Raw genomic sequence first — 24,374 nt, 5'->3', positions numbered from 1 at the left:
CCGGGGGACGCTATCCCAGCCCCTACGCGGAGGGCCCGTCGTTTTCCACCAGCCTCAGCACCGGGCGCTGCGGTGCGAAGTCGCCCAGGCCGAGCGCGGCCTCGCGCCAGTGCGCGGCAAGTTCGAGCAGCCGCTCGTCGTCCTGGTCGTGGGGCGGCGCCGGCACGTCCGGCACGGTCCGCAACAGGATCGTCGCGGCGAACCGGACCGCGTGCAGCGCGGCCGTCGTATGCGCCTCGACCCCGTCGTCCCCCAACTGCCGCAGCGCCTCCAGGCGCTCGGCGAGGGCGAGGAGCTCGCCGTATGCCCTGACGGACTCCTGCGCACGCACGACATCGTCCACGGTTACCTCCGGCCTCCGGGGCGCTCGGCGCACCTGTCGCTGCGGTACACCGGGCCGGCCCGCCGGCCCCCGTGCCAACGGGGGCTCGGATGTGACGCCGATGGTAGCCCCTGGCCACGGCACGTCAGCGCCCCACGCACACCACGAGCCCCGCGACGGCCCCCAGATGTCGTAAAAAATCACCCCCTCGGGGACCACAACCAAGGGGCGGGATCACTCGTCTTATCAGCGCGGCGGTACCTCATGTGGCCGCATTCCAGGGGCATTTGGAGCGTTTAACTTGAAACTCGGCATTAAGGGCATACGGCGCGCATCCGCCACCGCCACGGTGGCCCTCACGACGGGCGCCCTCATCGCGGGTGGTGCCTTCGCCTCCACGGCACAGGCCGCCACGCCGAAGGCGCCCTCGATCGTCGCCAAGGGCGGCTTCGTGATGAACAACGGCACCGGGAAGACGCTGTTCACCAAGGCCGCGGACACCCGCCGCTCCACCGGTTCGACGACGAAGATCATGACCGCGCGTGTGGTGCTGGCCCAGAAGGGCCTGAACCTGGACTCCAAGGTCACGATCCAGAAGGCGTACAGCGACTACATCGTCGCCAAGGGCGCCTCCTCGGCGCGGCTGATCGTGGGCGACAAGGTCACCGTCCGCCAGCTGCTCTACGGCCTCATGCTGCCCTCGGGCTGCGACGCGGCCTACGCGCTGGCCGACAAGTTCGGCTCCGGCAAGACCCGCGCGGCGCGCGTGAAGTCGTTCATCGGCAAGATGAACAGCACCGCCAAGTCGCTCGGCCTGAAGAACACGCACTTCGACTCGTTCGACGGCATAGGGAACGGGTCCAACTACTCGACCCCGCGCGACCTGACGAAGCTCGCGAGCAGCGCGATGAAGTACTCCACGTTCCGCACGGTCGTGAAGACGAAGTCGACGAAGCAGAAGGTCACGACGAAGAGCGGCGGCTACCGCTACATGTCGTGGACCAACACGAACAAGCTGCTGGGCAGCTACAGCGGCGCGATCGGCGTGAAGACGGGCTCGGGCCCGGCGGCCAAGTACTGCCTGGTCTTCGCCGCGACCCGCAAGGGCAAGACCGTCATCGGCACGGTCCTGACCTCGTCCTCCGAGGCGAACCGCACGTCGGACGCGAAGAAGCTGATGGACTACGGCTTCAAGAAGTAGCCGGTACGCGAGTCGGACAGGGCCCCGCACGCCACCGCGTGCGGGGCCTTTCGCGCTCCCGACGACCCCGGCGGCCCCGGCGCTGCCGCCGAAAAACCGCCGGAAAACCGGTGGAACGGCGCCTCGGCGCCCCGCTACCTTGCTCGCCGGGCCAGGCCGTCGCCGGCCGCGCCCGCCATCCGCCGTCCCCGGAAAGGGCGTCCGTTGTACATCGCGTGAGACCTCCCCACTGCTGATCTGTCGCGCGTCGCGCCTGTGCGCCGCGCTGCTTACCGCTGCGGATTTCTCACCTGAAACCGGTGTACTCCTGTGCTCATCCACTGGGCCGTCGTGCCCACCCGTCTGCCCCTCGTCCTGCGCCGCTGCCCCGCCTGCGGGCCCGCCGGCTTCCGCGCGCACGGCAAGTTCCGCGTCAACGCGAACCACAAGCTGCTCGACGCCTGGCTCCTCGCGCTCTGCACGGGGTGCGGGGACACCACGAGGATCACGATCCTGGAGCGGGCCCACGTCCGCTCGATCCGGCCCGAACTGCTGGACCGGATGCACGCCAACGACCCGGCCCTGGCGGCCGAACTCCTCCAGGACGGTGTCGTGCGGCGCCGCAACCACATCGCCCTCGACTGGACGGACGCCTGGCGCCTGGACACGGGTGACGACGCCCCGCCGGACCGGGGGGCCGTCGAGGTGTCGGTGCGCTTCGGGGCGCCGATAGCCGTCCGCCCGCTCCGGCTGATAGCGGACGGCTTCGGCCTCTCCCGCGCCGAGGCGGAACGCCTGCTCGCCGAGGGGCGACTCGTCTCCCCGACGCGCCTGACGGGCCGGACGTCGAACGACTTCGGCTTCCTGCTCAAGCGCTGAGGGCGTCGCGCGGGGCGGGGCCCGCCCCGTCCCGCGCAAGTACGGGGCCCCGTACCCGCGCGGGCCGTCAGTGCGCCGCGAGCCTCCCGACGAGGGTGATCGCGCGGAACAGCAACGCACGCTCCTCCTCGCTCAGTTCCGCGTCGATCGCGCGGGCCGGCCAGTCGGCCCTGCGATGGCGGCAGATTCCTCGGATGTCCCTGACAGCGTGGGGGATCCGGGGTTCCGGCGCCTGCGGAGTAGGGCAGCTCCCCGGCAACCCCGTACCGCCTCGGCTACCGTCCGGGAACGACGATGTGCAGCTTGCCGTCGATCATGGCCCAAGCCACGTCGGTCGGCGCGGACGCGGTCGCACTCTCCTGAAGGGGGAATACGTACAGGCCTTCCCCCGGCACACTGAGATCGCGGAAGAGCGACTTCTCACTGATCCAGGTCTTGCCGTCACCGTCCCAGACCACCGGCGTGCCGTAGTAGAAGTACCCGTGCGAACGAAGTTCGTCCGCCATGTTCTCGGCTTGCCGGCGTATCGCGTCGAGCCGCGCGGAGGCAGGAGCATCCTGGAGGATACTGAAAGCGACGACGTGGTAGATGTTGCCGTCGCCGTAATCACGCGTGGCCAGAACGGTGGCCCGCGCCACACCCTTCTCAGAAGCACGGGCCAGGAGTGCGTGGTTCTTCTTGGCCCGCTTCCCGAACATCCCACCCCCGAAGAGTTCCTTGAGCCCCTCCACGGAGTCCAGTTTGCTTGCCAGCTGAGGGTTCTGCGACATACGGCAGCGCCTTTCAACGAACCTTATTCGTACTGGTGTTCAGGCGGGAACGTACGGCACCCCGCAGACACACGCAACTGCTTCGGCGCGCCTCTACTTGGAACGGGCCCCGGTAGGCTCGCAGGTGGCTTCCACATCAATGACGTTCAGCAGGGCGGATTCGGTGGCCATGGCCAGAGTGTCGGGACGCCCCGCCCGTGCGGGCTCCTCAGCCTCCGCCGGACGCGGCGCGGCCGGCCGGAAGGTTCTCGCGGGTCCACGCGGCCAGCAGCCGCAGCGCCGTCTCCGACGGGGAGCCCTCCTCCACCGTGTGCGCGACGAGCGCCTGGTCCGGGTCGTCGGGGAGGCGCAGGGTCTCGAAGCCGAGGTCCAGTTCGCCGACCACCGGGTGCCGGTAGCGATACCGCCCGTGGGTCTTGTCCTTGAGCCGGTGCTCCGCCCACAGCTCCCGGAACTCCGGTCCGGCGGCCGACAGTTCCTCGATCAGCTCCGCGGTGCGCGGGTCGCCCGGATGGCGTCCGGCGTCCAGCCGGAGATAAGCGGCCACATCTCCGGCCTTGACCCGCCAGTCCGCGTACAGGCTGCGCGTCCCCTCGTCCAGGAACACCAGCCGGGCGAGGTTCCGCTGCCGGGGCGGCAGGGCCCCGAAGTCGGTGATCAGCGCCGCCGCGAGCCCGTTCCACGCCAGCACGTCCACATTGCGCCCGACGATGTACGCGGGCACGTCGGCCGCCGAGTCCAGCAGCCGGCGCAGCCCCGGCCGCACCCGCTGGGCCCCCGGCTCCTGCCCCGGCCGGTCCGGGTCCGACCACGGCCGGGCCAGCCGGTACAGATGCCCGCGCTCCACCTCGCTCAGGCGCAGGGCGCGGGCGACGGCGTCGAGCACCGCCTCGGAGAAGTGCAGGGTGCGCCCCTGCTCCAGGCGGACGTAGTGGTCCACGCTCACTCCGGCCAGCCGGGCCAGCTCCTCCCTGCGGAGTCCGGGGACCCGGCGCCGACCGCCGTAATCCGGAAGTCCGGCCTCCGCAGGGCTGAGCCGGGCTCGCCGGGACCGCAGGAATTCGCCCAACTCCGCACGCCTGTCCAGTGCCATGGGGCCAGTATCCCCGGCGCTCCGGCCGCGTGACCGTGCCGTGCCTGGTCATGCCGTGCCCAGGCACGGGATGCCACTGGGCGGGGAGGCCGCGGGTACCCAGAGTGGGTTGCGCCGGAACGGGTTCCACCCGGCGGCGACCACACCGACTCCCTTCCCGCAAGGAGCACTCGACCATGACCGGCACCCCTCTTCCCGCTCTTCCCCTCGGCACCACCGGTATGGAGATCAGCCGTCTCGGCTTCGGCTCCTGGGCGGTGTCCGGCTCCGGCTGGCAGTTCGGCTGGGGCCCCACCGACGACGCCGAGTCGATGACCGCCATCCGGCACGCGATCGACTCGGGCGTCAACTGGATCGACACGGCCGCCGTGTACGGCCTGGGCCACTCCGAGGAGCTGGTCAGCAAGGCCGTAGCCCCTCTCCCGGAGAGCGAACGCCCGTACCTCTTCACCAAGGCCGGCCTGGTCTGGGACCCGGACAACCCGACGGCCGCGCCCCGCCGGATCATGCGGCCGGACAGTGTGCGGCGGGAGATCGAGGACTCGCTGCGCCGGCTGGGTGTCGAGCGGATCGACCTGTACCAGGTGCACTGGCCGGACACCGGCGAGTCCCTGGAGTACGTGGGCGAGGGCAACGGGCCCGTCTCCGCGAACGCCACCCCGCTGGAGGAGTACTGGCAGGTCATGGCCGACCTCAAGGCCGAGGGCAAGGTGCGGGCCATCGGCCTGTCCAACCACTCGCCGGAGCAGCTGGCCGCCGCGGAGCGGATCAGCCACGTCGACGTCGTGCAGCCGCCGTTCTCGGCGATCCGGCGTTCCGCCGCCGACGAGATCGCCTGGGCACACGCCCACGGCACGGGCGTCATCGTGTATTCGCCGCTCCAGTCCGGGCTGCTGACCGGCGCGTTCTCCGCCGAGCGGGCCGCCGCGCTGCCGGCCGACGACTGGCGGGCCGGGCACAGTGACTTCACCACCGGACTGCCGGCCAACCTCCGGCTCGTGGACGCGCTCCGCCCCGTCGCCCAGCGGCACGGCGCCACCGTCGCGGAGATCGCCCTCGCCTGGGTCCTCGCCTGGCCCGGCATCACCGGCGCGATCGTCGGCGCCCGCAAGCCCGGCCAGGTCGACGGCTGGATCGGCGCCGGCTCGGTGCGGCTGGACGCGGCCGACCTGGCGGAGATCGCGACCGCCATCACCACCTCCGGCGCCGGCACGGGCCCGGCCCGCCACTGACCGCCTCACCTCTCAGGAGAACCCATGCCCCTCACCGTCGTCGCCGAGTGCCTGGCCGCCCCCGGCCAGGAGGACCGGCTCCGCACCGCCCTGGAAGCGATGATCGAACCCTCCCTGGACGAGCCCGGCTGCCTCGCCTACCGCCCCTACGCCGACCCCAACGACGGCGCCCGCATGGTGATCGTCGAACAGTGGACGAGCCCCCAGGCCCTGGCGGAACACTTCACCACGCCCCACTTCCACCACGCGAGCGAAGTCCTCGACCGAATCCTCGCCGAACCAATAAAAATCCACCGCTTGATCCCGGCCTGAACCCCACAGCACGGCAGAAATCCACAAACCTCCGCATTCCCCCTGCGTCCGGCCCTGACATCCACGCAGGGGGACACTCGGGCCGAAGGCCGCGTCCTCGGCTCGCTCGCTCCGTCTTGGCCGGGCGCGCCATACTGCACGTCGTGAATCGCGAAGAGCTGGCCACGGCTCTCGAACGACATGCGACCGATGCCGCCAACGAGGCCGCCCTGGCCTTGCGGGCCGGGGCGGCCTTCAAGGTGTGGGAAGGGCTGCAATCAGCTCACCGCTACCTCGGCATCTACGCATGGCGGGCTGAGTGCATGGCACAAGACGGCATCTCCACCTGCAAGGACTTCGAACAGGGGTTGCCGAATCTTCGCCGTGTGGGAGATGACCCCGTTGCCCTGGGACGTGTCGATACCGCCGAAGGCACCCACCTGGTCTTCCTGGACGCCGACCTGAAGTCATGCGTTGCCGTGCTGTAGGAGGGGCGGATCGCCGCTGCGTGGACCGTGCTCCACCACGTGGTCATCGAGTCGAACGGCTACGGCCGACGCAACGCGCCCTGGAACGCGCCCCACGCGGTAGGACCGAGCACGAGGACAGGCCCATCGGACCGCTTGGAGTCCCGAACGGCGACGACACCGGGCACGTTACGCGCGACCTCGACGCACTCCCGCTCTGCGGTGCTGTAGCTGGACTTGGTGAACCGGAACGCGCTCATTACGGGCCCCTCAGTCGACGGCTGCCTGCCCCAGCGAACACCGAAAAGTGTTCCACGCAGCGGAAGCGACCACCAGTACGCCGCCGCACACCTGCTTGGAGTCACGCACTGCGACAACGCCCCGAACGTTGCGCGCCACCTCGACACACTCGCCGTTTCCACTGCTGTAGCTGGACTTGGTGAACCGGAAAGCAGCCACTCGACCCCCTCAGTGATCGGCGCCCTTGCCGGGGTCCTGGCCCAGCGAGGACCGGAAGGCGGTCCACGCAGTGGGGGCCAACACAAGAACGGGCCCACCGGGCCGCTTCGAGTCGCGCACGGCGACAGCGCCGGGCACGTTACGGGCGACCTCAACGCACTCACTCGCTGTTGCGCTGTAGCTGGACTTTCGGAACTGGAACATAGTCATTACGGGCCCCTCAGTCGACGGCTGCCTGCCCCAGCGAACACCGAAAAGCGTGCCACGCAGCGGAAGCGACCACCAGCACGCCGCCGGCAGTCTGCTTGGAGTCACGGACGGCGACGACACCGGGCACGTTACGCGCGACCTCGACGCACTCCTGACCGGAGTTTCCCCCGCTGTAGCTGGACTTGACGAACTCGTACGCGGGCACGCGGTCTACAGCTCCTTGAGGATTCCGTCGATGAGCACGAGCGAGTTGCGCTGTGCGAGCGCGACCCGAGTCATGCGATCGAAGAGCCGGTCGTGGCGCGCCGCATCAGTATCGCTCTCCAGCCAAAGAGTGGTCGAGGTGGTGTCCATGTGAACCACATCCAGCGCTCCCGGATCAGCGAAGGACACGATGGTGAACGCGCTGGTCATTCCGGGGTGCGCGCCGGCCAGGTACGGCATGATCTGGAGCTTCACGTTCGGGCGTCGGGCCATGTCCAGCAGGTGACCGAGCTGCTCCCTCATCACCTGGCGCCCGCCGACGAGTTGCCGCAGCGCGCTCTCCTGCACGAGCGCCCACAGCTCCAGTGGACGATCACCGACCAGGCGCGCCTGCCGGGCCATACGCGCCTCGACGAACGGTTCGATCTCGTCCGGGTCCTCCCAGGAGCCGTTGCCGACCGCCAGAGCACGGGCGTAGTCGGCGGTCTGGAGAAGGCCAGGCACGATGGCGAGCTGCCAGGTCCGCAGACCCGTGGCGATGTCCTCCAACGCCACGTACTCGACCATCGCTTCGAGACCGGGGTACTGGTTCCACCAGCCGCTGGCCTTGCGGCGTTCGCGATCGGTTTTGGCGAGCGCCAGCAGCCGCGCGACCGTGGTTTCGTCGGTCTCCCCATAGAGGTGACACAGGGCGCGGACATCCGGGTCCCGTATGGGAACGAGCCCACGCTCGATCTTCGCGACCTTGGCGACTGACGCGGTCAGCGCCTCAGCGGCGTGCACCTGGCGCAGCGCACGCGCCTCTCGCATGCGCAGCAATTCGCCGCCCAGGCGGCGTCCGAGCACGGTGGAGACCGTACGCCCCCGATCCGGGTTGGTACCGGCCATGAACAGCTCCCTCCCACACGATCCGCATCAGTCTGGAGTCCCAGCCGCTCGAACACCAATTAGGGCAGAAAATTCTCTGCGTGAATCACTTGCTGCCCGCGCACCGACTCCACTACTTTCAGTTGCACGCAGATCACACAGTGATACGTCGCGGAAGCGCACCGCCCCGCCCTGCCCGCACGGCGCACGACGCACGGCGGCAATGCCACCGCCCCCACCCGAAGGAAGGCTCCCGCCATGACCGCACCCGAAGGCGTCCGCCCGCTGACCGAAGACAACCCCCCGCTCCGCGAAGACCGGCTTGAGTACACGCCCACCGCGCGCAGCGTCAGCCTGGCCCGGCGGCGGGCCGCGCGGCTCGTCGCGGAGTGGGGGCTGCCCGAGCGGGCCGGGGAGGTGGCCCTGCTCGTCGCCGAGTTGGGGGCCAACGCCCTGCTGCACGGCAGCCTGCGGGGGCGCCTCTTCCGCGTACACCTCATGCTCACGGCGCACGCGCTGCGCGTCGAGGTGACCGATCCGCGGGGCGAGCGGCTGCCGGGGATGCGGCCGGCCGGGGCGGACGAGCGCTACGGGCGGGGGCTCGTCGTCGTGGACGCGGTGGCGGACCAGTGGGGTGTCGAACCGCTCACCGTGGGAAAGACCGTGTTCGCCGAACTCTTCCTGCGCGACCGCGACCGCGGCGCGGCAGGACTCGGCGTCACCCGGTAACGCTGGCCGGCCGTCAGTCCTCCGCGTTCCCTTCCGCGAGGTCCTCCTCCGCGAGGGTCAGTGCGTCGGCCAGCATGCGGACCGCGAACCCGCGGTCGTCCGTGATGCGGTTGATCTGCTCGGCGAGCAGGAACGCGGTCACCTCCAGGGGTGCCATCTCCGCCTCGGTCCAGTTCCCGTACTGCATGCGCCAGAGGTTGGGGCTCAGGCCCGTGCCGGCGGCGACGACCATGCCGACCATCGTGGGGATGACCTCGGGAGCCACGCTCCGGGTCATCCGGCTCATCGCCTCCACGAAGCCGGGCACCACGTATTCGAGGACGTCCTTGTCATGGGCCTCGTGGCACTCGCGCAGCCACGTCATGAGCATGTAGATGATCGTGCAGGTGCCGTCCACCAGCTCATAGGCGCCGCCGGGACCCATGGACGCCATGAAGTTCCGTACGAGCATCCGCTGTTCGTCGTCCGGACCACTCTCTCGGTCGTCGCTGTAGATGGTCTTGAGCCGGGAGTCCATCAGCAGCAGGGCCGCGCTCACGTCGCCGGCGGGCGCGTACTGGGGGTCGCAGGTCGAAGGCACGGCGTTTCTCCCTATGTTGACTGCGGTGAGTAGTGCCCCGTGCATCCAGAGTAGCCCCCGGAAGCCGCCCGTACGGTAGGTTCCCGCCCAACTCCCGCTGCCCCCAAGGCGACTCACACCTCCCGGACACGGCGAAGGGCCCGCGCCGACCCCTGGAAGGGAAGACCTCGCGCGGGCCCTCGTGAGCGCTTACGCCCAGGTGATCAGCCGCTTCGGCTGCTCCAGGATCGCCGCGATGTCCGCCAGGAACTTCGAGCCCAGCTCACCGTCGATCAGACGGTGGTCGAACGACAGCGCGAGCGTGGTCACCTGACGCGGCTTCACCTTGCCCTTGTGGACCCACGGCTGGAGCTTGATCGCGCCGACCGCGAGGATCGCGGACTCGCCCGGGTTCAGGATCGGCGTACCGGTGTCCACGCCGAAGACGCCGACGTTGGTGATGGTCACCGTGCCGCCCGCCATCGCGGCCGGGGACGTCTTGCCGTCCCGGGCCGTGGCGACCAGCTCGCCCAGGGACGCGGCCAGCCGCGGCAGCGTCAGGTCGTGTGCGTCCTTGATGTTCGGGACGATCAGGCCGCGCGGAGTGGCGGCGGCGATGCCCAGGTTGACGTAGTGCTTCTGGACGATCTCCTGGTTCGCCTCGTCCCAGACCGCGTTGACCTCGGGGTTCCGCTTGATCGCGACCAGGAGGGCCTTGGCGATGACGAGGAGCGGATTGACCCGCACCCCCGCCATGTCCTTGTCCTCCTTCAGCTCCGCGACCAGCTTCATCGTGCGCGTGACGTCCACGGTCACGAACTCGGTGACGTGCGGGGCGGTGAACGCGCTGCCGACCATCGCCTGCGCGATGGCCTTCCGCACGCCCTTGACCGGGATACGCGTCTCGCGGGCACCCTGCTGGGCGACGGGAGCCTCGCCCGCCGGAGCGGCCGGAGCCGCCGGCTCCACCGAGGGCTCCGGGGCCACCACCTCGGCGACGGGCGCGGCCGCCGCGTGGACGTCCTCGCGGGTGATCACCCCGCCGGCGCCGGTCGGGGTGACCGTCGCCAGGTCGATGCCCAGGTCCTTGGCGAGCTTGCGGACCGGCGGCTTGGCCAGCGGACGGGCGTCCGATACGGCCGCAGTCGCCCGGCCGTTCAGCTCCGCCTGCACGGCGGCCTGCGCGGGGGCGGGGGCGGGGGCGGGCACAGCGGCGGCCGGAACAGCCTGTGCCGGAGCCGCCGCACCCTTGCGGGCCCGCCGCTTCGTCGAGGACTCGGCCACGCCGTACCCCACAAGCACGGGCTGGCGGCCCTTGGGCTCCTCCGCCGGAGCCTCCTGTGCCGGTTCGGCGGCCGGGGCGGCGGGCGCGTCGCCCGAGCCCGGCGCCACGTCCACCGAGATGATCACCTGGCCCACATCGACCGTGGTGCCCTCGGGGAAGCGCAGCTCGTGCACCACCCCGTCGAACGGGATCGGCAGCTCGACGGCGGCCTTCGCGGTCTCGACCTCGCAGACGACCTGGCCGTCCGTGACGGTGTCGCCCGGCTGGACGTACCACTTGAGGATCTCGGCCTCGGTCAGTCCCTCGCCCACGTCGGGCATCTTGAACTCACGGAAGCGAGCAGCGTTGGAAGTGTCGGTCATCGTGGTCACGCTCCTCTCTCCTCAGTACGCCAGCGAGCGGTCGACGGCGTCGAGCACGCGGTCAAGGCCCGGCAGGTACTCCTCCTCCAGCCGCGCCGGCGGGTACGGGGCGTGGTAGCCGCCGACCCGCAGCACGGGCGCCTCCAGGTGGTAGAAGCACCGCTCCGTGATGCGGGCGGCGATCTCGGCCCCGGAGCCGTAGAAAACGGGCGCCTCGTGGACCACGACCAGGCGGCCGGTCTTCTCGACGGACGCCTGCACGGTGTCGAAGTCGATGGGGGACATCGAGCGCAGGTCCACGACCTCGATCGACTTGCCCTCCTCCTGGGCGGCCGCGGCGGCCTCCAGGCAGACCTTCACCATCGGCCCGTACGCGGCCAGCGTCAGATCCGTGCCGGTGCGGGCGACGGACGCGGCGTGCAGCGCGCCGGGGATGGCCTCGGTGTCGACCTCGCCCTTGTCCCAGTAGCGCCGCTTCGGCTCGAAGAAGATGACCGGGTCGTCGCTCTGGACGGCCTGCTGCATCATCCAGTACGCGTCGGACGCGTTGGACGGGGAGACCACCTTGAGGCCCGCGACGTGCGCGAACAGCGCCTCGGGCGACTCGCTGTGGTGCTCGACGGCCCCGATGCCGCCGCCGTACGGGATGCGCACGACGACGGGGAGCTTGATCTTGCCCAGCGCGCGGGCGTGCATCTTCGCGAGCTGCGTGACGATCTGGTCGTACGCGGGGAAGACGAAGCCGTCGAACTGGATCTCCACGATCGGCCGGTAGCCGCGCAGCGCGAGGCCGATCGCCGTACCGACGATCCCCGACTCGGCGAGCGGGGTGTCGATGACGCGTTCCTCGCCGAAGTCCTTCTGGAGGCCGTCGGTGATCCGGAAGACGCCGCCGAGCTTGCCGACGTCCTCACCCATGATGAGGACCTTGGGGTCGGTGTCGAGGGCCCTGCGCAGCGACTCGTTGAGCGCCTTGGCGAGGGACATCTTTGCCACGGCCATGGTTACTCGCCCTCCTCGGCGAACGATGCCTGGTAGGCGGCGAACTGGGCGCGTTCCTCGTCCACGAGCGGGTTGCCGTCCGCGTAGATGTGGTCGAACATCGCCATCCGGTCCGGGTCGGGCATCGCCCGTACCGCCTCGCGGACGCGCTTGCCGAGCGCCTCGCTCTCCTCGTCCAGGGCGGTGAAGAACGCCTCGTCGGCCGCGCCCTGCTTCTCCAGGTACGCGCGCAGGCGCAGGATCGGGTCCTTCGCCTCCCAGGCCGCGCGCTCCTCGTCCGCCCGGTACTTCGTCGGGTCGTCGGAGGTGGTGTGCGCGCCCATGCGGTACGTGAACGCCTCGACCAGGGTCGGGCCCTCGCCGCGCCGGGCCCGCTCCAGGGCGGACCGGGTGACGGCCAGGCAGGCCAGGACGTCGTTGCCGTCCACCCGGACGCCGGGGAAGCCGAAGCCCTGGGCGCGCTGGTAGAGCGGTACCCGGGTCTGCCGCTCGGTGGGCTCGGAGATCGCCCACTGGTTGTTCTGGCAGAAGAAGACGACCGGGGCGTTGTAGACGGCGGAGAAGGTGAACGCCTCCGCCACGTCGCCCTGGCTGGAGGCGCCGTCCCCGAAGTACGCGATCACGGCCGAGTCCGCGCCGTCCTTGGCCACGCCCATGGCGTAACCGGTGGCGTGCAGGGTCTGCGAGCCGATGACGATCGTGTACAGGTGGAAGTTGTTGCTGTTCGGGTCCCAGCCGCCGTGGTTCACGCCCCGGAACATGCCGAGCAGATTGGTCGGGTCGACGCCCCGGCACCAGGCCACACCGTGTTCGCGGTAGGTCGGGAAGACGTAGTCGTCGTCGTGCAGGGCCCGGCCGGAGCCGATCTGGGCGGCCTCCTGGCCGAGCAGGGAGGCCCACAGGCCCAGCTCGCCCTGTCGCTGGAGGGCGGTGGCCTCGGCATCGAAGCGACGGGTGAGGACCATGTCCCGGTACAGACCGCGCAGCTCTTCCGCGGTCAGGTCGATCGAGTAGTCCGGGTGCTCGACGCGTTCGCCCTCGGGCGTCAGCAGCTGTACGAGCTCGGGTGCGGAACCCTCCGGCGCCTTCGCGGGCGTTTTCGCGGCGCTGGTCCGCTTGCTGCTGCGTCGCGGTTTGCGCGCGGCAGTGCTCTCCACGGTCACGTGCGTGCTCCTCCGTCGGTCCGGCCCCCGGGGTCTGCCGGGAGACCAGTGCGGCTCGCCTGTGTCCGTACCCGTGCACGGGGTGGGTGCCGCTCGGTCCGGGAAACAGGCGTGACAGGTGCCCCGGCGAGCGCCCTGTCCAAGGCACGTTACCCAGTGCTTCGCGTAACTGCGAAACCCTTCCTGACCTGCGATTTTGCTTGGATATCCAAGTAAATCGAGGAATTCGGGAAGGCTCGCTGGTCACAGCACTGATCACAGCCTCGCAGGCCGCCGGAACAACGGCACGTTATCCCGCCCGGCAGCGGCAGGGAAGGGGCGAGTGTGTGAGACTGCGATTGTGCGCGAAGAAGGAAAAATCACCGTATTTCTGCTCGATGACCATGAAGTCGTCCGGCGCGGCGTTCATGAACTGCTCTCGATGGAGGACGACATCGAGGTGGTCGGCGAGGCCGGCACGGCGGCCGACGCGCTGGTGCGGATTCCGGCGGTCCGCCCGGATGTGGCCGTGCTCGACGTACGGCTGCCGGACGGCAGCGGGGTGGAGGTCTGCCGCGAGATCCGCTCGCAGGACGACACGGTCAACTGCCTGATGCTGACCTCGTACGCGGACGACGAGGCGCTGTTCGACGCGATCATGGCGGGCGCGGCGGGCTATGTGCTCAAGGCGATCCGGGGCAACGAGCTGCTGACTGCGGTACGGGACGTGGCAGCCGGGAAGTCGCTGCTCGACCCCGTCGCCACCGCGCGCGTGCTGGAGCGGCTGCGCGACGGCAAGGCGGGCCGGGGCGACGAGAAGCTGGCGACCCTCACGGACCAGGAGCGCCGCATCCTCGACCTGATCGGCGAGGGCCTGACCAACCGGTCGATCGGCGAGCGGCTGCACCTCGCCGAGAAGACGATCAAGAACTATGTGTCCAGCCTGCTGTCCAAGCTGGGCATGGAGCGCCGCTCGCAGGCCGCCGCGTACGTGGCCCGGCTCCAGGCGGAGAAGCGCTGAGCCCCGCGCGCGGAACGGGACTTTGGTCCCGGCGGAACCGGGGCCCCGGCCTCTTATCCGCTCCACACGGGTGGCCGACAGTGGAGGCATGTCCCACGAGGAACTCCACGCGATCGACCTGCTCGGCCGGGTCCCCTACGGCCGGCTGGCGACCAGCATGCGGGCCCTCCCGATCCTGACGGTGGCCCGGCACATCGTCATCGACGGCCGCGTCGTGCTCCGGATGCACAGCGGCCTCGGCCATCACGGCGCCTGCGACGGCGCGGTCGTGGCGTACGGCGCGGACAACTTCAACACCGCGCCCGTGGGCACCGAGGACCTGTGGTCCGTGCAGTTCACCGGCCCGGCCCGGGTCGTCGAGCCGACCCCCGCCCAGCGCGAGCGCTTCGGGCCGCCGCCGATCGAGGTGAACGGCGAGCCGTTCGCGCCCTCGTACCTTTGGCTAGAGCCTCACTTCGTCACCGTGCACACTCTGGACTTCCACGCAAGCCAGCAGATCCGCAACGCAGCGTGATCTAACATTTGAAGCGTGTCGCGCTCATCTGTAGCCTCCCCACCGGTTCCCCCGGTCGGCGAGGTGCTTCGCCGTTATCCGCACGCCGGTGAGCCGCTCACCTGCACCCCGCTGTCCCAGGGCCTGCTCAACCATGGTTACCGGGTGTCCACCACCCGTGGGTCGTATTTCCTCAAACATCACTCGGACGATGCGACGCGCGGCCGCGCCACCATCGTCCGCCAGCACCGCGCGACGCGCCGCCTCCAGTCACTCGGGGTGCCCGTCGCCCCGCCGGTGGAGGCCCGCGACGGCGGGACGGTCACCGAGATCGCCGGCCGCCGCTATGCCCTCCACCCGTGGGTGGACGGGCTGCACCGGGGCGGCGCCCAGCTCACCCTCGTCCAGTCGACCCGTCTCGGGACGCTCCTCGGAGCCGTACACACCGGTCTCGAACAGGTGATGGGCGCCGAACGGGATTCCGATACGGGAGCGGGCGGCGGCAGTCCGGCCGGTTACGCGAGTCCGGAGGCGGCCGACACCTACGCGCTGATCGGCGATCTGCTCGCCGCCGCGCGCGGACGCGGCACCCGGGACTCCTTCGACGAACTGGCCGAGCACCGGCTGCGCGAGCGGCGGACCCTGCTGGAACGGTACGCCGACCGCCGGCCGCCCGACCCGGCCGCGCCCGCGACCGGCTGGGTGCACGGCGACTTCCATCCGCTCAACGTGCTCTACCGGGACGCCGAACCGGTCGCGATCCTGGACTGGGACCGGCTGGCCGTCCAGCCGCGGGCGGAGGAGGCGGTCCGGGCCGCGGCGATCTTCTTCGTCCGGCCGGCCGGCGAACTGGACCTGGCGAAGGTACGCGCCTACGCGCGGGCCTACCGGCGGGCGGCCGGCGCGGACCCGGCGGAACTGGCGGCGGCCGTGCACCGGGTCTGGTGGGAACGGCTCAACGACTTCTGGATACTCCGCTGGCGCTACTGCCTGAACGACCGGAGGGCCGACCCGCAGTTCCCCGCGGTGTCGGCCCTGGCGGTCTGGTGGACCCGTGAGTACGAGGCGGTGCGCGAGGCGTTCACGGGGTAGCGGCGCGCGAGGCGCGTACGGGGCTCAGCCGGTGGCCGAGCCCGCGGCCCCCGTGGTCGTCCCGGCGGAGGCCCCTGCGGCGGCGCCGCCCGCGGCCCCGTCCGCACCGCTGGACGCGCCCTGGCTGGTGCCGGCGGACGTGCCCTGGCTGGTGGTGTCGCCGCTGGTGGCGCCGGTGTCGCCGCCCTCGGTGGCCGTGCCGGGGTCGCCGTCGGTGCCCGTACCGGTGTCGCCGGAACCGCCGCCGCTGTCGTCGCCGGTCCCCGTGGTGCCGCCGTCCTCCGTGCCGCCGGTGTCCGTGCCGCCGGTGCCCGGCTGGGGGACGGTCGCGGTGGGGGACTCGGACGTCTCGGTCGCGGTGGGGGACGGCTGCCAGGTGTTGTTCCAGCCGCCGCCGGTGCTGTCGCCGGGCTGCCGGGTCTCCTGGGTGTCCTCCGGGGTCGGCGTCGGCGATTCCTTCTTCGGCGTCGGCGAAACGGACGTCTCGGTGGGCTTCTTCTCGTGCTTCGTACCGCCGTTGTCCGCCGCGTTGAGCGCGATGGCCACGCCCGCGCCGATCGCGAGCAGGGCCAGCACGACGAACAGCAGCACCTTGCCGCGCCCGCTGCCGCCCTGCCGGGTGCTGCCGCCGTCGTAGCCCCCGTCGTCGGGGTTCATCGGCGGCAGGATCGGGGACTTGGAGGTGTCGCCGTGCGGCGCGTAGCCCATGGCGCGGGTGGCGCCGGTCATGCCGCCGGGCGGGGTGCCGGGGCCGTCGTTCAGCAGCACCGGGCCGGTGTTCCACGTACCGGTGTGACCGCCCTGCACCTGGAGCATCTGCAGGCTGTACTGGACCAGCCCGCGCATCTCCTCGGCGCTCTGGAAGCGGTCGTCCGGGTCCTTCGCCAGCGAGCGCATGACGAGCCCGTCCAGCTCCGGCGGCACCGACTCCAGGATGTTCGACGGCGGGATCGGGGTGTCCTGCACATGCTGGTAGACCACCGACAGCGGCGTCTCGCCCGTGAACGGGGGCCGCAGCGCCAGCAGTTCGTACAGCAGGCAGCCGGTGGCGTACAGGTCGGAGCGGTAGTCGACGGCCTTGCCCAGCGCCTGCTCCGGGGAGAGGTACTGCGGGGTGCCCATGACCATGCCGGTCTGCGTCATCGTGGCCTGCCCGCTGTGCAGCGCGCGGGCGATGCCGAAGTCCATCACCTTGACCGCGCCGGAGTGGGTGATGATCACGTTGGCGGGCTTGATGTCGCGGTGCACGATGCCGTGCTGGTGCGAGTAGGCGAGCGCCTCCAGCACCCCGGAGACGATGATCAGCGCCTGCTCCGGCGGCGGCGGCTCGGCGCTGATCAGCAGATCGCGGATCGTGCGGCCCTCGACCAGCTCCATGACGATGTACGGGACGGTCTGCCCGGCCACCGTGTCCTCGCCGGAGTCGTACACCGCCACCACCGCATGGTGGTTGAGCCCGGCGACCGACTGTGCCTCGCGGGTGAAGCGGGCCTTGGAGACCGGGTCCTCGGCGAGGTCGGAGCGGAGCAGCTTCACCGCGACCGTACGCCCCAGCCGGACGTCCTCCGCCGCGAAGACCTCCGCCATGCCGCCCCGGCCCAGCCGGTGGGTCAGCCGGTAGCGTCCGTCGCCGACGACCCCGCCGATGCCCCAGGATTCGGTGCCATCCGGAACGCCGCCGCCGTTTGCTTCGGGTTCGGGTGCCATCAGTCCTCGCCGTCGTATCTGTCCGCGTCCGTTCGCGCGTCGCGGGGTCTCACGGTGCCTTGCTGCGGTGCCGGCCGCGCTGCCGGTCGCATTGCCCCGTCACGCTACAGCCTCAGTCGGACAGGCCGATTCGGCGCCGGACCGGCCATCCAATCGGCTGGCGCGCCACCGGCGCAAATTCCATGCTGATCCTGTAACGCTTCCGAGACGCTTCCAGTGCGTACGGTCACGGAACGGGCACCTGGCTTGACGTGTCGTACCCCTGGGGCAGACTTGGCCGGGTATAGGGATCATCGCGTGAGCCGCGCGCCGAGATCGCGTGGGTCGCGCGCCGAGGGGGAAGCCAGTCATGAGCCAGGACGGTACGCAGGGCCGCTACGCGGGGGGCGCGGTCGCCGGCGGCCGCTACCAGCTGCGCGATCTGCTCGGCGAAGGCGGGATGGCGTCCGTTTATCTGGCGTACGACACCGCGCTCGACCGCCAGGTCGCGATCAAGACCCTCCACACCGAGTTGGGCCGCGAGCAGTCCTTCCGCGAGCGCTTCCGCCGTGAGGCGCAGGCCGTCGCGAAGCTCCAGCACACCAACATCGTCTCGGTGTTCGACACCGGTGAGGACGAGCTCGGCGGCGCGCTGATGCCGTACATCGTCATGGAGTACGTCGAGGGGCAGCCGCTCGGCTCCGTCCTGGCGTCGGACATCCGGGCACAGGGCGCGATGCCGGCCGACAAGGCGCTCAAGGTCACCTCGGACGTGCTGGCCGCGCTGGACACCAGCCACGAAATGGGCCTGGTCCACCGCGACATCAAGCCGGGCAACGTCATGGTGACCAAGCGCGGCGTCGTGAAGGTCATGGACTTCGGCATCGCCCGCGCCATGCAGTCCGGGGTCACGTCGATGACCCAGACCGGCATGGTCGTCGGCACCCCGCAGTACCTCTCCCCCGAACAGGCCCTGGGCCGCGGCGTCGACGCGCGCTCCGACCTCTACTCGGTCGGCATCATGCTGTTCCAGCTGCTGACCGGCCGGCTGCCGTTCGACGCCGACTCCCCGCTCGCCATCGCGTACGCGCATGTGCAGGAGGAGCCGGTCGCCCCGTCCACGATCAACCGCTCGCTGACCCCGGCGATGGACGCGCTCGTCGCCCGCGCGCTCAAGAAGAACCCGAACGAGCGCTTCCCCAGCGCGGCCGCCATGCAGGACGAGATCGCCCGGGTCCTGAGCGCGGGCGGCCCGACCGGCGCCCCGGTGATCGTGGGCAACGGCGGCGCCCCGGCCAACAGCGGCTCGGGCGTCGGCTCGGCGGTCTTCCCGCCGGTCGACCAGTCCGGCGCGGCCCCGCAGGGCGTCCGGACGCCGTACCAGCCGGGCCCGTACCAGACGGCGCAGCCCGGCCCGTACGGACCGGCCACCCCTGCCCCGGCCACGAACCCGTCGTACGGCTACCCGCAGACCGGCGCCCCGGCCTACCGGAGCCCGGCGCCCATGGCCCCGATGCAGTCGACGCCCCCGCCGTACACGATCGCCCCGCAGACGGCGTCCACCGCCGCGCAGGGCGGCTCCAAGCGGAACATGCCGGTGGTCGTCGGCGCGATCGTCGTCGCGCTGGTCGCGATCGGCGGCCTGATCACGGTCATCGCGCTCAACGGCGACAACAAGGACGACACGGAGGCCAAGCCCAGCGCCTCCCCCTCGGGCGAACACCGCGATCCGGAACGCAACCGGACGATCAAGGTCGAGAAGTGCACGGAGGCGAGCGAGGACACGAACGACCCGAGCAAGGTCGACGCCCCGAACTTCATGTACAAGGACATCCTGTCCGTGCGCACCTGCGCGGACGCGGCGGGCTGGACGCTCAAGGTGAAGAAGGTACCGGGCAACGCCTACGCCGAGGACCAGGTCATCAACCAGTTCCCGTCCTCCGGGGCGGCGGTGTCGGAGGTCGGTGCGCACTTCGAGCTGGAGATCGCGACGGGCGATCCCGCGTAGTTCCTCCTCCGTGCGGACGGGCCGCCATCCGTACGCCTCGTCCGGGATGCCGCTCGTACCGCCGCGTGTGACGGTGGCCGCATGGCTTCGGGACAGCTCTCCACGCGCTCCTCACGGGGCGTGGCCTGCCTGGCGCTGACGGCGGCGGCGACGGCCGCGACGCTGGGCGCGGCGGCTCCGGGCTCTGCCGGTTCGCCCGACGCGTCCGCCGCGCCGAGCGCCTCCCGGTCCGCCGAGGTGCAGTCGCCGCTGGCCGGATGGCCCGCCGGGGCCGGGCGGCAGCGGCCGGGCCGGTCGGCCGCCGAACTGGCCCGGCAGGACGCGCTCGCTGAGCGCGCGGAGCGGGAAGCGGCCTCCGAGCCGGCCGCCGTGCCCTCCTTCACCCCCGACCCGGACGACTTCCCCGAGCCCGCCCCCGCCGGGCGCCGGGCCCTGGACGGGGCGACCGTGCACCGGGTGAAGCAGATGTCGCTCGGGGCGGGAATCGCCCTGGTCGGGGCGGGTGTCGGGTTCCTCGCGCTGCGGATGCGCCGCGCCCGCTGACCGTACGCGCCCCCCCTCCGCCCAGCCCTCCGTATCGCGTCGGCGGAGACTTGCCACAACCAACATACTCGGTATACATACTCAGTATGTCGATCCGTCACGGGCTCCTCGCCCTCCTGGAGCGCGGGCCGCGCTACGGCTCCCAGCTCCGCACCGAATTCGAGTCGCGCACCGGCTCCACCTGGCCGCTCAACGTCGGGCAGGTGTACACGACGCTGAGCAGGCTGGAGCGCGACGGCCTGGTCGCCCAGGACGGCGAGGACGACCACGGCCACGCGCTCTACTCGATCAGCGACGCCGGGCGCACCGAGCTGCGCTCCTGGTTCGAGACGCCGGTCGACCGCAGCAGCCCGCCCCGTGACGAGCTGGCCATCAAGCTCGCCATGGCGGTCGGGGCGCCCGGCGTCGACATCCGGGCCGTCATCCAGGCCCAGCGCCACCACACGGTGAAGGCCATGCAGGACTACACCCGGCTGAAGGCGCAGTCCCTCGCCCAGGCCCCCGCCAACCGCGACGAGGTGGCCTGGCTGCTCGTCGTGGAGCAGCTGATATTCCAGGCCGAGGCCGAGGCCCGCTGGCTGGACCACTGCGAGGCCCGGCTGATCCGCCTCGCCGAAGCCGCCGCCACGGAGCCGGTGGAGCCCCCGGCCCAGGGCGCCGCCACCCGCGCCCGCACCCGCCGCTGAGAGCGGCCCGCCGCCCCGTCACCGGGGCCGCCCGCGCCCCGCGTCCGCACGCCGGCCGCTCCCGTACCTCCACGTTCCGAAGGGGAACCATGTCCCTGCACGACCCGTCGCCGGCCGCACCGCCGCTCCCGGTGGACGCACCGGTCCTCGAACTCCGCTCGCTCACCCGCACCCACGGCACCGGCATCGCCGAGGTCCAGGCGCTGCGCGGCATCAGCCTGTCCGTGCACGCCGGTGAACTCGTCGCCGTGATGGGCCCGTCCGGCTCGGGCAAGTCCACCCTGCTGACCCTCGCCGGCGGTCTGGACACCGCGAGCGGCGGCCAGGTCGTCATCGAGGGCCAGGACATCTCCACGCTCGGCCGCAAGGGGCTCGCCGCCCTCCGCCGCCGCAGCGTCGGCTATGTCTTCCAGGACTACAACCTGATCCCCGCGCTGACGGCCGCCGAGAACATCGCCCTGCCGCGCGAGCTGGACGGCGTCCCGGTCCGCAAGGCCCGCAAGGAGGCCCGAGCCGCGCTGGAGGAGATGAACCTCCTGGAGATCGGGGACCGCTTCCCGGACGAGATGTCCGGCGGCCAGCAGCAGCGCGTCGCCATCGCCCGCGCCCTGGTGGGCGACCGGCGCCTGGTCCTCGCCGACGAACCGACCGGCGCCCTCGACTCCGAGACCGGCGAGGCCGTCCTCGCGCTGCTGCGCAACCGCTGCGACCGGGGCGCGGCCGGGGTGATGGTCACGCACGAGCCGCGCTACGCGGCCTGGGCGGACCGGGTCGTCTTCCTGCGGGACGGTTCGATCGTGGACCAGACGCTGACCGCCGGGGCCGACTCGCTGCTGGCCGCCGGGGGAGCCGAGTGAGCGTCTTCACGGGGTGGCGCGCCGCCCTCCGGATAGCCCGCCGCGACGCGCTGCGCGCCAAGGGCCGCAGCGCCCTGGTGGTCGCGATGATCGCGCTGCCGGTCCTGGGCGTCACGGCCGCCGACATCACGTTCCGCAGTGCGGACCTGAGCCCGGCGGAGCAGCTGACGGCCCGGATCGGTGCGGCCGACGCGCTGTTCAACGACGCGGGCATGGGGCCGGTCGAGCAGATGCCCGACGGCAACATGTACAACCCGGTCGGCGAGATGCCCGACGAGGAGCTGCCGCCGATCGACATGCGGGCCGCCTTCCCCCGCGGGGCGCGGGCGATCAGTGAGCAGTCCGTGCCGGGCACGGTCACGACCGCGTACGGGATCGCGAGCGTCGAGATCATCGAGCTGAAGACCTCGGACCGGATGGCCCGCGGCAAGATCGACCTGTTGAAGGGCGCGTTCCCGCGCGGCACGGGCGAGATGGTGGCCACCGAGCCGTTCCTGGAGTCGGCCGGCCTGCGCGTGGGCTCCGATGTCACGGTGACGCCGTCCGGGAGGAAGTACACGATCACCGGCGCGGTGGAGCTGCCCGCCGATCTTGAGGCGAAACTGCTGTACGCCGAGCCGGGCGCGGTGATCGCCCCCTGGCAGAAGCTGGCCGAGGGCGACAAGAAGGTGCCGGAGCCCCATCCGGGCCAGCCGCAGTGGCTGGTCGAGATGCCGGGACAGGCCGGGGTCGGCTGGCAGGACGTGCTGGCGGCCAACAAGGCGGGCGCCGTCGTCTCCTCCCGGCAGGTCTTCGAGAACCCGCCGGCGAGGTCCGAGATCCCGCTGCTCAAGTCGTACCCGGACTACGACCGCGTCGGCTCCGGCGGCGGGGAGGCCGGGGCCGCCGCCATCACCGTCGTCGCGATGGCGCTCCTGGAGATCGTGCTGCTGGCCGGACCGGCGTTCGCCGTGGGCGCCCGCCGGTCCCGCCGCCAGCTGGGCCTGCTGGGCACCTGCGGCGGTGACCGGAGCCAGGTCCGCGCGGTCGTCCTCGGCGGCGGTCTCGTGCTCGGCGGTGCCGGCGCGGTCGCCGGTGTCGCGGCCGGGCTGCTGCTCACGGTGGTGTTCCGGCCGATGATCGAGGGCTGGGCCGGGCACCGCTTCGGCTCGCTGGTGATCCGTCCCACCGAACTCCTGGTCATCGCCGTGCTCGGCCTGGTCACCGGTCTGCTGGCGGCGCTCGCCCCGGCGATCGTGGCGGGCCGGCAGTCCGTCCTGGAGTCGCTGACCGGCCGGCGCGGGGTGCGCCGCAGCTCGCGGGTGCTGCCCGTCACGGGCGCGTGTGTACTCGCGCTCGGCGTGTTCGTCGCCGTGTACGGGGGCACCAGCGGCGATTCCATGCTGGTCGCCGGCGGCTCGGTCGTCGCCGAGATCGGGCTGCTCGCCTGCATTCCGGTGATCGTCGGACTGCTGGGCCGGCTCGGCCGCGGGCTCCCGCTCTCGCCCCGGATGGCGCTGCGGGACGCGGCCCGCAACCGGGGCCGTACCGCCCCCGCGGTGGCGGCCGTGATGGCGGCCGTGGCGGGCTCGGTGGCCATCGCCACGTACATGGCCAGCAACCTGGCCGAGTCCGACTACGACTACATGCCCATGCTGACCGAGGGGACGATCTCCCTGTCGGCGGGTGACGCCGAGTCCGCCGCGCGGCTTCCGGTGGCCCGTGCCGCCGTCGAGCACAACATGGCGGTGACCGGAAGGCGCGCGGACGTCTCGCGCGTCTGGGCGGGCAGCGACTGCAACATCTACTACGAGGAGGAGGACAGCTGCGGCTCCATGGAGCTGGTCAAGCCCGTCGGCAAGGGCCACACCTGCCCGCTCGACGCCGACGGCGCGAAGGAACTGGCCGCACGGCTCTCCGCCGACGAGCACCGCGCGATGATGCGGACCCCGGCCTGTGTGGACGTGCGCGTGTCCACCAGTTCCTTCAACTCCGACGCCAACAACATCGTCGTCGCCGACGCCGCGTTCCTCGACACCTATGTGAAGCTCCACGACCCGGCGGCGGCCGCCGCCCTGAAGGCCGGCACGCCCGTCCTGCTCAACGAGGCGTACGCGGAGAACGGCGAGGTCACCCTCAAGGCCGTCCACCGGTACAACGACAAGGACACGAAGAACCGCGAGCTGCACCCCGGCCCGCCCGAGAAGACCACCGACCGGCTCAAGGTCTACGTGGCGAAGCCGGAGTACGCCACGACGCCCGGCGTCCGCATGATCCTGCCGCAGCCCACCGCCGAACGCCTCGGCCTGCACACCGAGCCGTACGGCAGCGTGTACACGGTGGGCCACGCGCCCACGGACGAGGAGAGCCAGCGGGTGTCGGCCGCCATCGACCAGGCGGGCGGCGGCCTCTGGGTGCAGACCAACTCCGGTGCCAACGACCGGGGCAGCACCATTCTGCTGATCCTCACCCTGTTCGCCGGGGTGGTGACGATGGGCGCCGCCGCGATCACGACCGGCCTGGCCAAGGCGGACGCGGAGGCCGACCTCACCACGCTCAGCGCGGTGGGCGCGCCCCCGCACGTGCGGCGCTCGCTCTCCGGCTTCCAGTGCCTGGTGGTGGCGCTGACCGGGGTGCTGCTGGGGACGGCGGCGGGCCTGGTGCCCGCGGTGGCGCTGCGGCTGGTCGATCTGCGCGAGGCGATGAAGCAGATGCGGATCACGCCCATGGAGTCCGCGTACACGCCGATCGTGGTGCCCTGGGCGACGATCGGGCTGCTGGCCGTGGCGGTCCCACTGCTCGCGGGCGTCCTCGCGGCGGTCTTCACCCGCTCGCGGTCGGCCCTGTCGCGCCGGGCCGGCTGACCGGCTGGGCTGTTCGGTGCCTCCGGGACGGTGGATCAACCGTTCCCGGGGGCACCACAGTGATGAGCGCCGTGTGTGCGAGACAATGACGG

At 71.4% G+C, this 24,374-nt stretch carries 27 protein-coding genes; 14 read left to right on the top strand and 13 right to left on the bottom strand.

What is annotated here, in order from left to right:
• Nucleotides 1-22 precede the first annotated feature (22 nt).
• Nucleotides 23-343: a hypothetical protein gene (locus tag DNK56_RS01170; RefSeq protein ID WP_111329833.1), complete on the bottom strand. Its 321-nt coding sequence runs from the start codon at nt 341-343 to the stop codon at nt 23-25.
• A gap of 280 nt (nt 344-623) precedes the next feature.
• Here DNK56_RS01170 and DNK56_RS01165 point away from each other — a divergent pair, with 280 nt between their 5' ends.
• A complete protein-coding gene (locus DNK56_RS01165; protein ID WP_199563924.1) occupies nt 624-1,523 on the top strand; it encodes a D-alanyl-D-alanine carboxypeptidase family protein in 900 nt (299 codons plus the stop codon).
• 309 nt (nt 1,524-1,832) lie between these two features.
• Nucleotides 1,833-2,381 carry a DUF1062 domain-containing protein gene (locus DNK56_RS01160; RefSeq protein WP_111329831.1) on the top strand — a complete coding sequence of 183 codons (549 nt, stop codon included), beginning with the start codon at nt 1,833-1,835 and terminating at the stop codon, nt 2,379-2,381.
• A gap of 275 nt (nt 2,382-2,656) precedes the next feature.
• Here the strand turns inward: DNK56_RS01160 and DNK56_RS01150 are convergent, their stop codons facing one another.
• Entirely contained in the window at nt 2,657-3,151 is a 495-nt protein-coding gene (locus DNK56_RS01150; protein ID WP_111329829.1) for a hypothetical protein, read from the bottom strand.
• Between the two features lie 208 nt (nt 3,152-3,359).
• Nucleotides 3,360-4,244: a helix-turn-helix transcriptional regulator gene (locus DNK56_RS01145; protein ID WP_111329827.1), complete on the bottom strand. Its 885-nt coding sequence runs from the start codon at nt 4,242-4,244 to the stop codon at nt 3,360-3,362.
• 176 nt (nt 4,245-4,420) lie between these two features.
• Here DNK56_RS01145 and DNK56_RS01140 point away from each other — a divergent pair, with 176 nt between their 5' ends.
• From DNK56_RS01140 to DNK56_RS01130, 3 genes are all read left to right on the top strand, one after another.
• Nucleotides 4,421-5,476, top strand: coding sequence for an aldo/keto reductase (locus DNK56_RS01140; protein WP_111329825.1), 1,056 nt, complete (start codon nt 4,421-4,423; stop codon nt 5,474-5,476).
• Nucleotides 5,477-5,500: 24 nt separating this feature from the next.
• Nucleotides 5,501-5,788: a putative quinol monooxygenase gene (locus DNK56_RS01135; RefSeq protein ID WP_111329823.1), complete on the top strand. Its 288-nt coding sequence runs from the start codon at nt 5,501-5,503 to the stop codon at nt 5,786-5,788.
• A 143-nt stretch (nt 5,789-5,931) separates the two neighbouring features.
• A complete protein-coding gene (locus DNK56_RS01130; protein WP_146610537.1) occupies nt 5,932-6,255 on the top strand; it encodes a hypothetical protein in 324 nt (107 codons plus the stop codon).
• 59 nt (nt 6,256-6,314) lie between these two features.
• Here DNK56_RS01130 and DNK56_RS01125 read toward each other — a convergent pair whose 3' ends face one another.
• The 5 genes from DNK56_RS01125 to DNK56_RS01105 are packed head-to-tail and all read right to left on the bottom strand — an operon-like array spanning nt 6,315 to nt 7,995.
• Nucleotides 6,315-6,494 (bottom strand): DUF397 domain-containing protein, encoded by a 180-nt coding sequence (locus DNK56_RS01125; protein ID WP_111329819.1) that lies wholly within the window; start codon nt 6,492-6,494, stop codon nt 6,315-6,317.
• 10 nt (nt 6,495-6,504) lie between these two features.
• Nucleotides 6,505-6,693, bottom strand: a complete 189-nt coding sequence (locus DNK56_RS01120; RefSeq protein WP_111329817.1) for a DUF397 domain-containing protein — start codon at nt 6,691-6,693, stop codon at nt 6,505-6,507.
• A gap of 9 nt (nt 6,694-6,702) precedes the next feature.
• Nucleotides 6,703-6,897: a DUF397 domain-containing protein gene (locus DNK56_RS01115; protein WP_446750463.1), complete on the bottom strand. Its 195-nt coding sequence runs from the start codon at nt 6,895-6,897 to the stop codon at nt 6,703-6,705.
• Nucleotides 6,898-6,913: 16 nt separating this feature from the next.
• Entirely contained in the window at nt 6,914-7,108 is a 195-nt protein-coding gene (locus tag DNK56_RS01110; protein WP_111329813.1) for a DUF397 domain-containing protein, read from the bottom strand.
• Nucleotides 7,109-7,113: 5 nt separating this feature from the next.
• Nucleotides 7,114-7,995, bottom strand: a complete 882-nt coding sequence (locus DNK56_RS01105) for a helix-turn-helix domain-containing protein (protein WP_111329811.1) — start codon at nt 7,993-7,995, stop codon at nt 7,114-7,116.
• Between the two features lie 237 nt (nt 7,996-8,232).
• On the opposite strand from DNK56_RS01105, the gene DNK56_RS01095 reads away from it, so the two are divergent.
• Nucleotides 8,233-8,703 carry an ATP-binding protein gene (locus tag DNK56_RS01095; RefSeq protein WP_111329807.1) on the top strand — a complete coding sequence of 157 codons (471 nt, stop codon included), beginning with the start codon at nt 8,233-8,235 and terminating at the stop codon, nt 8,701-8,703.
• A gap of 13 nt (nt 8,704-8,716) precedes the next feature.
• Here the strand turns inward: DNK56_RS01095 and DNK56_RS01090 are convergent, their stop codons facing one another.
• The 4 genes from DNK56_RS01090 to pdhA form a co-directional block, all read right to left on the bottom strand.
• Nucleotides 8,717-9,283, bottom strand: coding sequence for a hypothetical protein (locus DNK56_RS01090; protein WP_111329805.1), 567 nt, complete (start codon nt 9,281-9,283; stop codon nt 8,717-8,719).
• Between the two features lie 189 nt (nt 9,284-9,472).
• Complete coding sequence (locus tag DNK56_RS01085; protein WP_111329803.1) at nt 9,473-10,918, bottom strand: dihydrolipoamide acetyltransferase family protein; 1,446 nt, start codon at nt 10,916-10,918, stop codon at nt 9,473-9,475.
• Nucleotides 10,919-10,930: 12 nt separating this feature from the next.
• Nucleotides 10,931-11,911: an alpha-ketoacid dehydrogenase subunit beta gene (locus tag DNK56_RS01080; RefSeq protein WP_111329801.1), complete on the bottom strand. Its 981-nt coding sequence runs from the start codon at nt 11,909-11,911 to the stop codon at nt 10,931-10,933.
• Nucleotides 11,912-11,913: 2 nt separating this feature from the next.
• Nucleotides 11,914-13,074 (bottom strand): pyruvate dehydrogenase (acetyl-transferring) E1 component subunit alpha, encoded by a 1,161-nt coding sequence (gene pdhA, locus DNK56_RS01075; protein WP_111329799.1) that lies wholly within the window; start codon nt 13,072-13,074, stop codon nt 11,914-11,916.
• A 340-nt stretch (nt 13,075-13,414) separates the two neighbouring features.
• Here pdhA and DNK56_RS01070 point away from each other — a divergent pair, with 340 nt between their 5' ends.
• From DNK56_RS01070 to DNK56_RS01060, 3 genes are all read left to right on the top strand, one after another.
• A complete protein-coding gene (locus DNK56_RS01070; RefSeq protein ID WP_111329797.1) occupies nt 13,415-14,074 on the top strand; it encodes a response regulator in 660 nt (219 codons plus the stop codon).
• A gap of 88 nt (nt 14,075-14,162) precedes the next feature.
• Nucleotides 14,163-14,588, top strand: coding sequence for a pyridoxamine 5'-phosphate oxidase family protein (locus tag DNK56_RS01065; protein WP_111329795.1), 426 nt, complete (start codon nt 14,163-14,165; stop codon nt 14,586-14,588).
• Between the two features lie 63 nt (nt 14,589-14,651).
• Entirely contained in the window at nt 14,652-15,659 is a 1,008-nt protein-coding gene (locus DNK56_RS01060) for a phosphotransferase (protein WP_111329793.1), read from the top strand.
• 24 nt (nt 15,660-15,683) lie between these two features.
• Here DNK56_RS01060 and DNK56_RS01055 read toward each other — a convergent pair whose 3' ends face one another.
• The gene (locus tag DNK56_RS01055) at nt 15,684-17,366 is read right to left on the bottom strand and encodes a protein kinase domain-containing protein (RefSeq protein WP_111329791.1); all 1,683 of its coding nucleotides are present in this window, start codon (nt 17,364-17,366) and stop codon (nt 15,684-15,686) included.
• Between the two features lie 349 nt (nt 17,367-17,715).
• Here DNK56_RS01055 and DNK56_RS01050 point away from each other — a divergent pair, with 349 nt between their 5' ends.
• The 5 genes from DNK56_RS01050 to DNK56_RS01030 all read left to right on the top strand — a co-directional run bounded on the left by DNK56_RS01050 (nt 17,716) and on the right by DNK56_RS01030 (nt 24,282).
• Nucleotides 17,716-19,353, top strand: a complete 1,638-nt coding sequence (locus tag DNK56_RS01050) for a protein kinase domain-containing protein (protein WP_111329789.1) — start codon at nt 17,716-17,718, stop codon at nt 19,351-19,353.
• A gap of 81 nt (nt 19,354-19,434) precedes the next feature.
• Entirely contained in the window at nt 19,435-19,896 is a 462-nt protein-coding gene (locus tag DNK56_RS01045) for a hypothetical protein (protein WP_241989711.1), read from the top strand.
• An 86-nt stretch (nt 19,897-19,982) separates the two neighbouring features.
• Nucleotides 19,983-20,582, top strand: coding sequence for a PadR family transcriptional regulator (locus tag DNK56_RS01040; RefSeq protein ID WP_111329787.1), 600 nt, complete (start codon nt 19,983-19,985; stop codon nt 20,580-20,582).
• Nucleotides 20,583-20,671: 89 nt separating this feature from the next.
• Complete coding sequence (locus DNK56_RS01035; RefSeq protein ID WP_111329785.1) at nt 20,672-21,439, top strand: ABC transporter ATP-binding protein; 768 nt, start codon at nt 20,672-20,674, stop codon at nt 21,437-21,439.
• Nucleotides 21,436-24,282: an FtsX-like permease family protein gene (locus DNK56_RS01030; protein ID WP_111329783.1), complete on the top strand. Its 2,847-nt coding sequence runs from the start codon at nt 21,436-21,438 to the stop codon at nt 24,280-24,282. The genes DNK56_RS01035 and DNK56_RS01030 overlap by 4 nt, the downstream gene beginning before the upstream one ends.
• Nucleotides 24,283-24,374 lie beyond the last annotated feature (92 nt).

It is taken from the genome of Streptomyces sp. AC1-42W (assembly GCF_003248355.1).
Taxonomy (GTDB): Bacteria; Actinomycetota; Actinomycetes; order Streptomycetales; family Streptomycetaceae; genus Streptomyces.
This window is presented reverse-complemented; position numbering and strand designations above follow the sequence as displayed.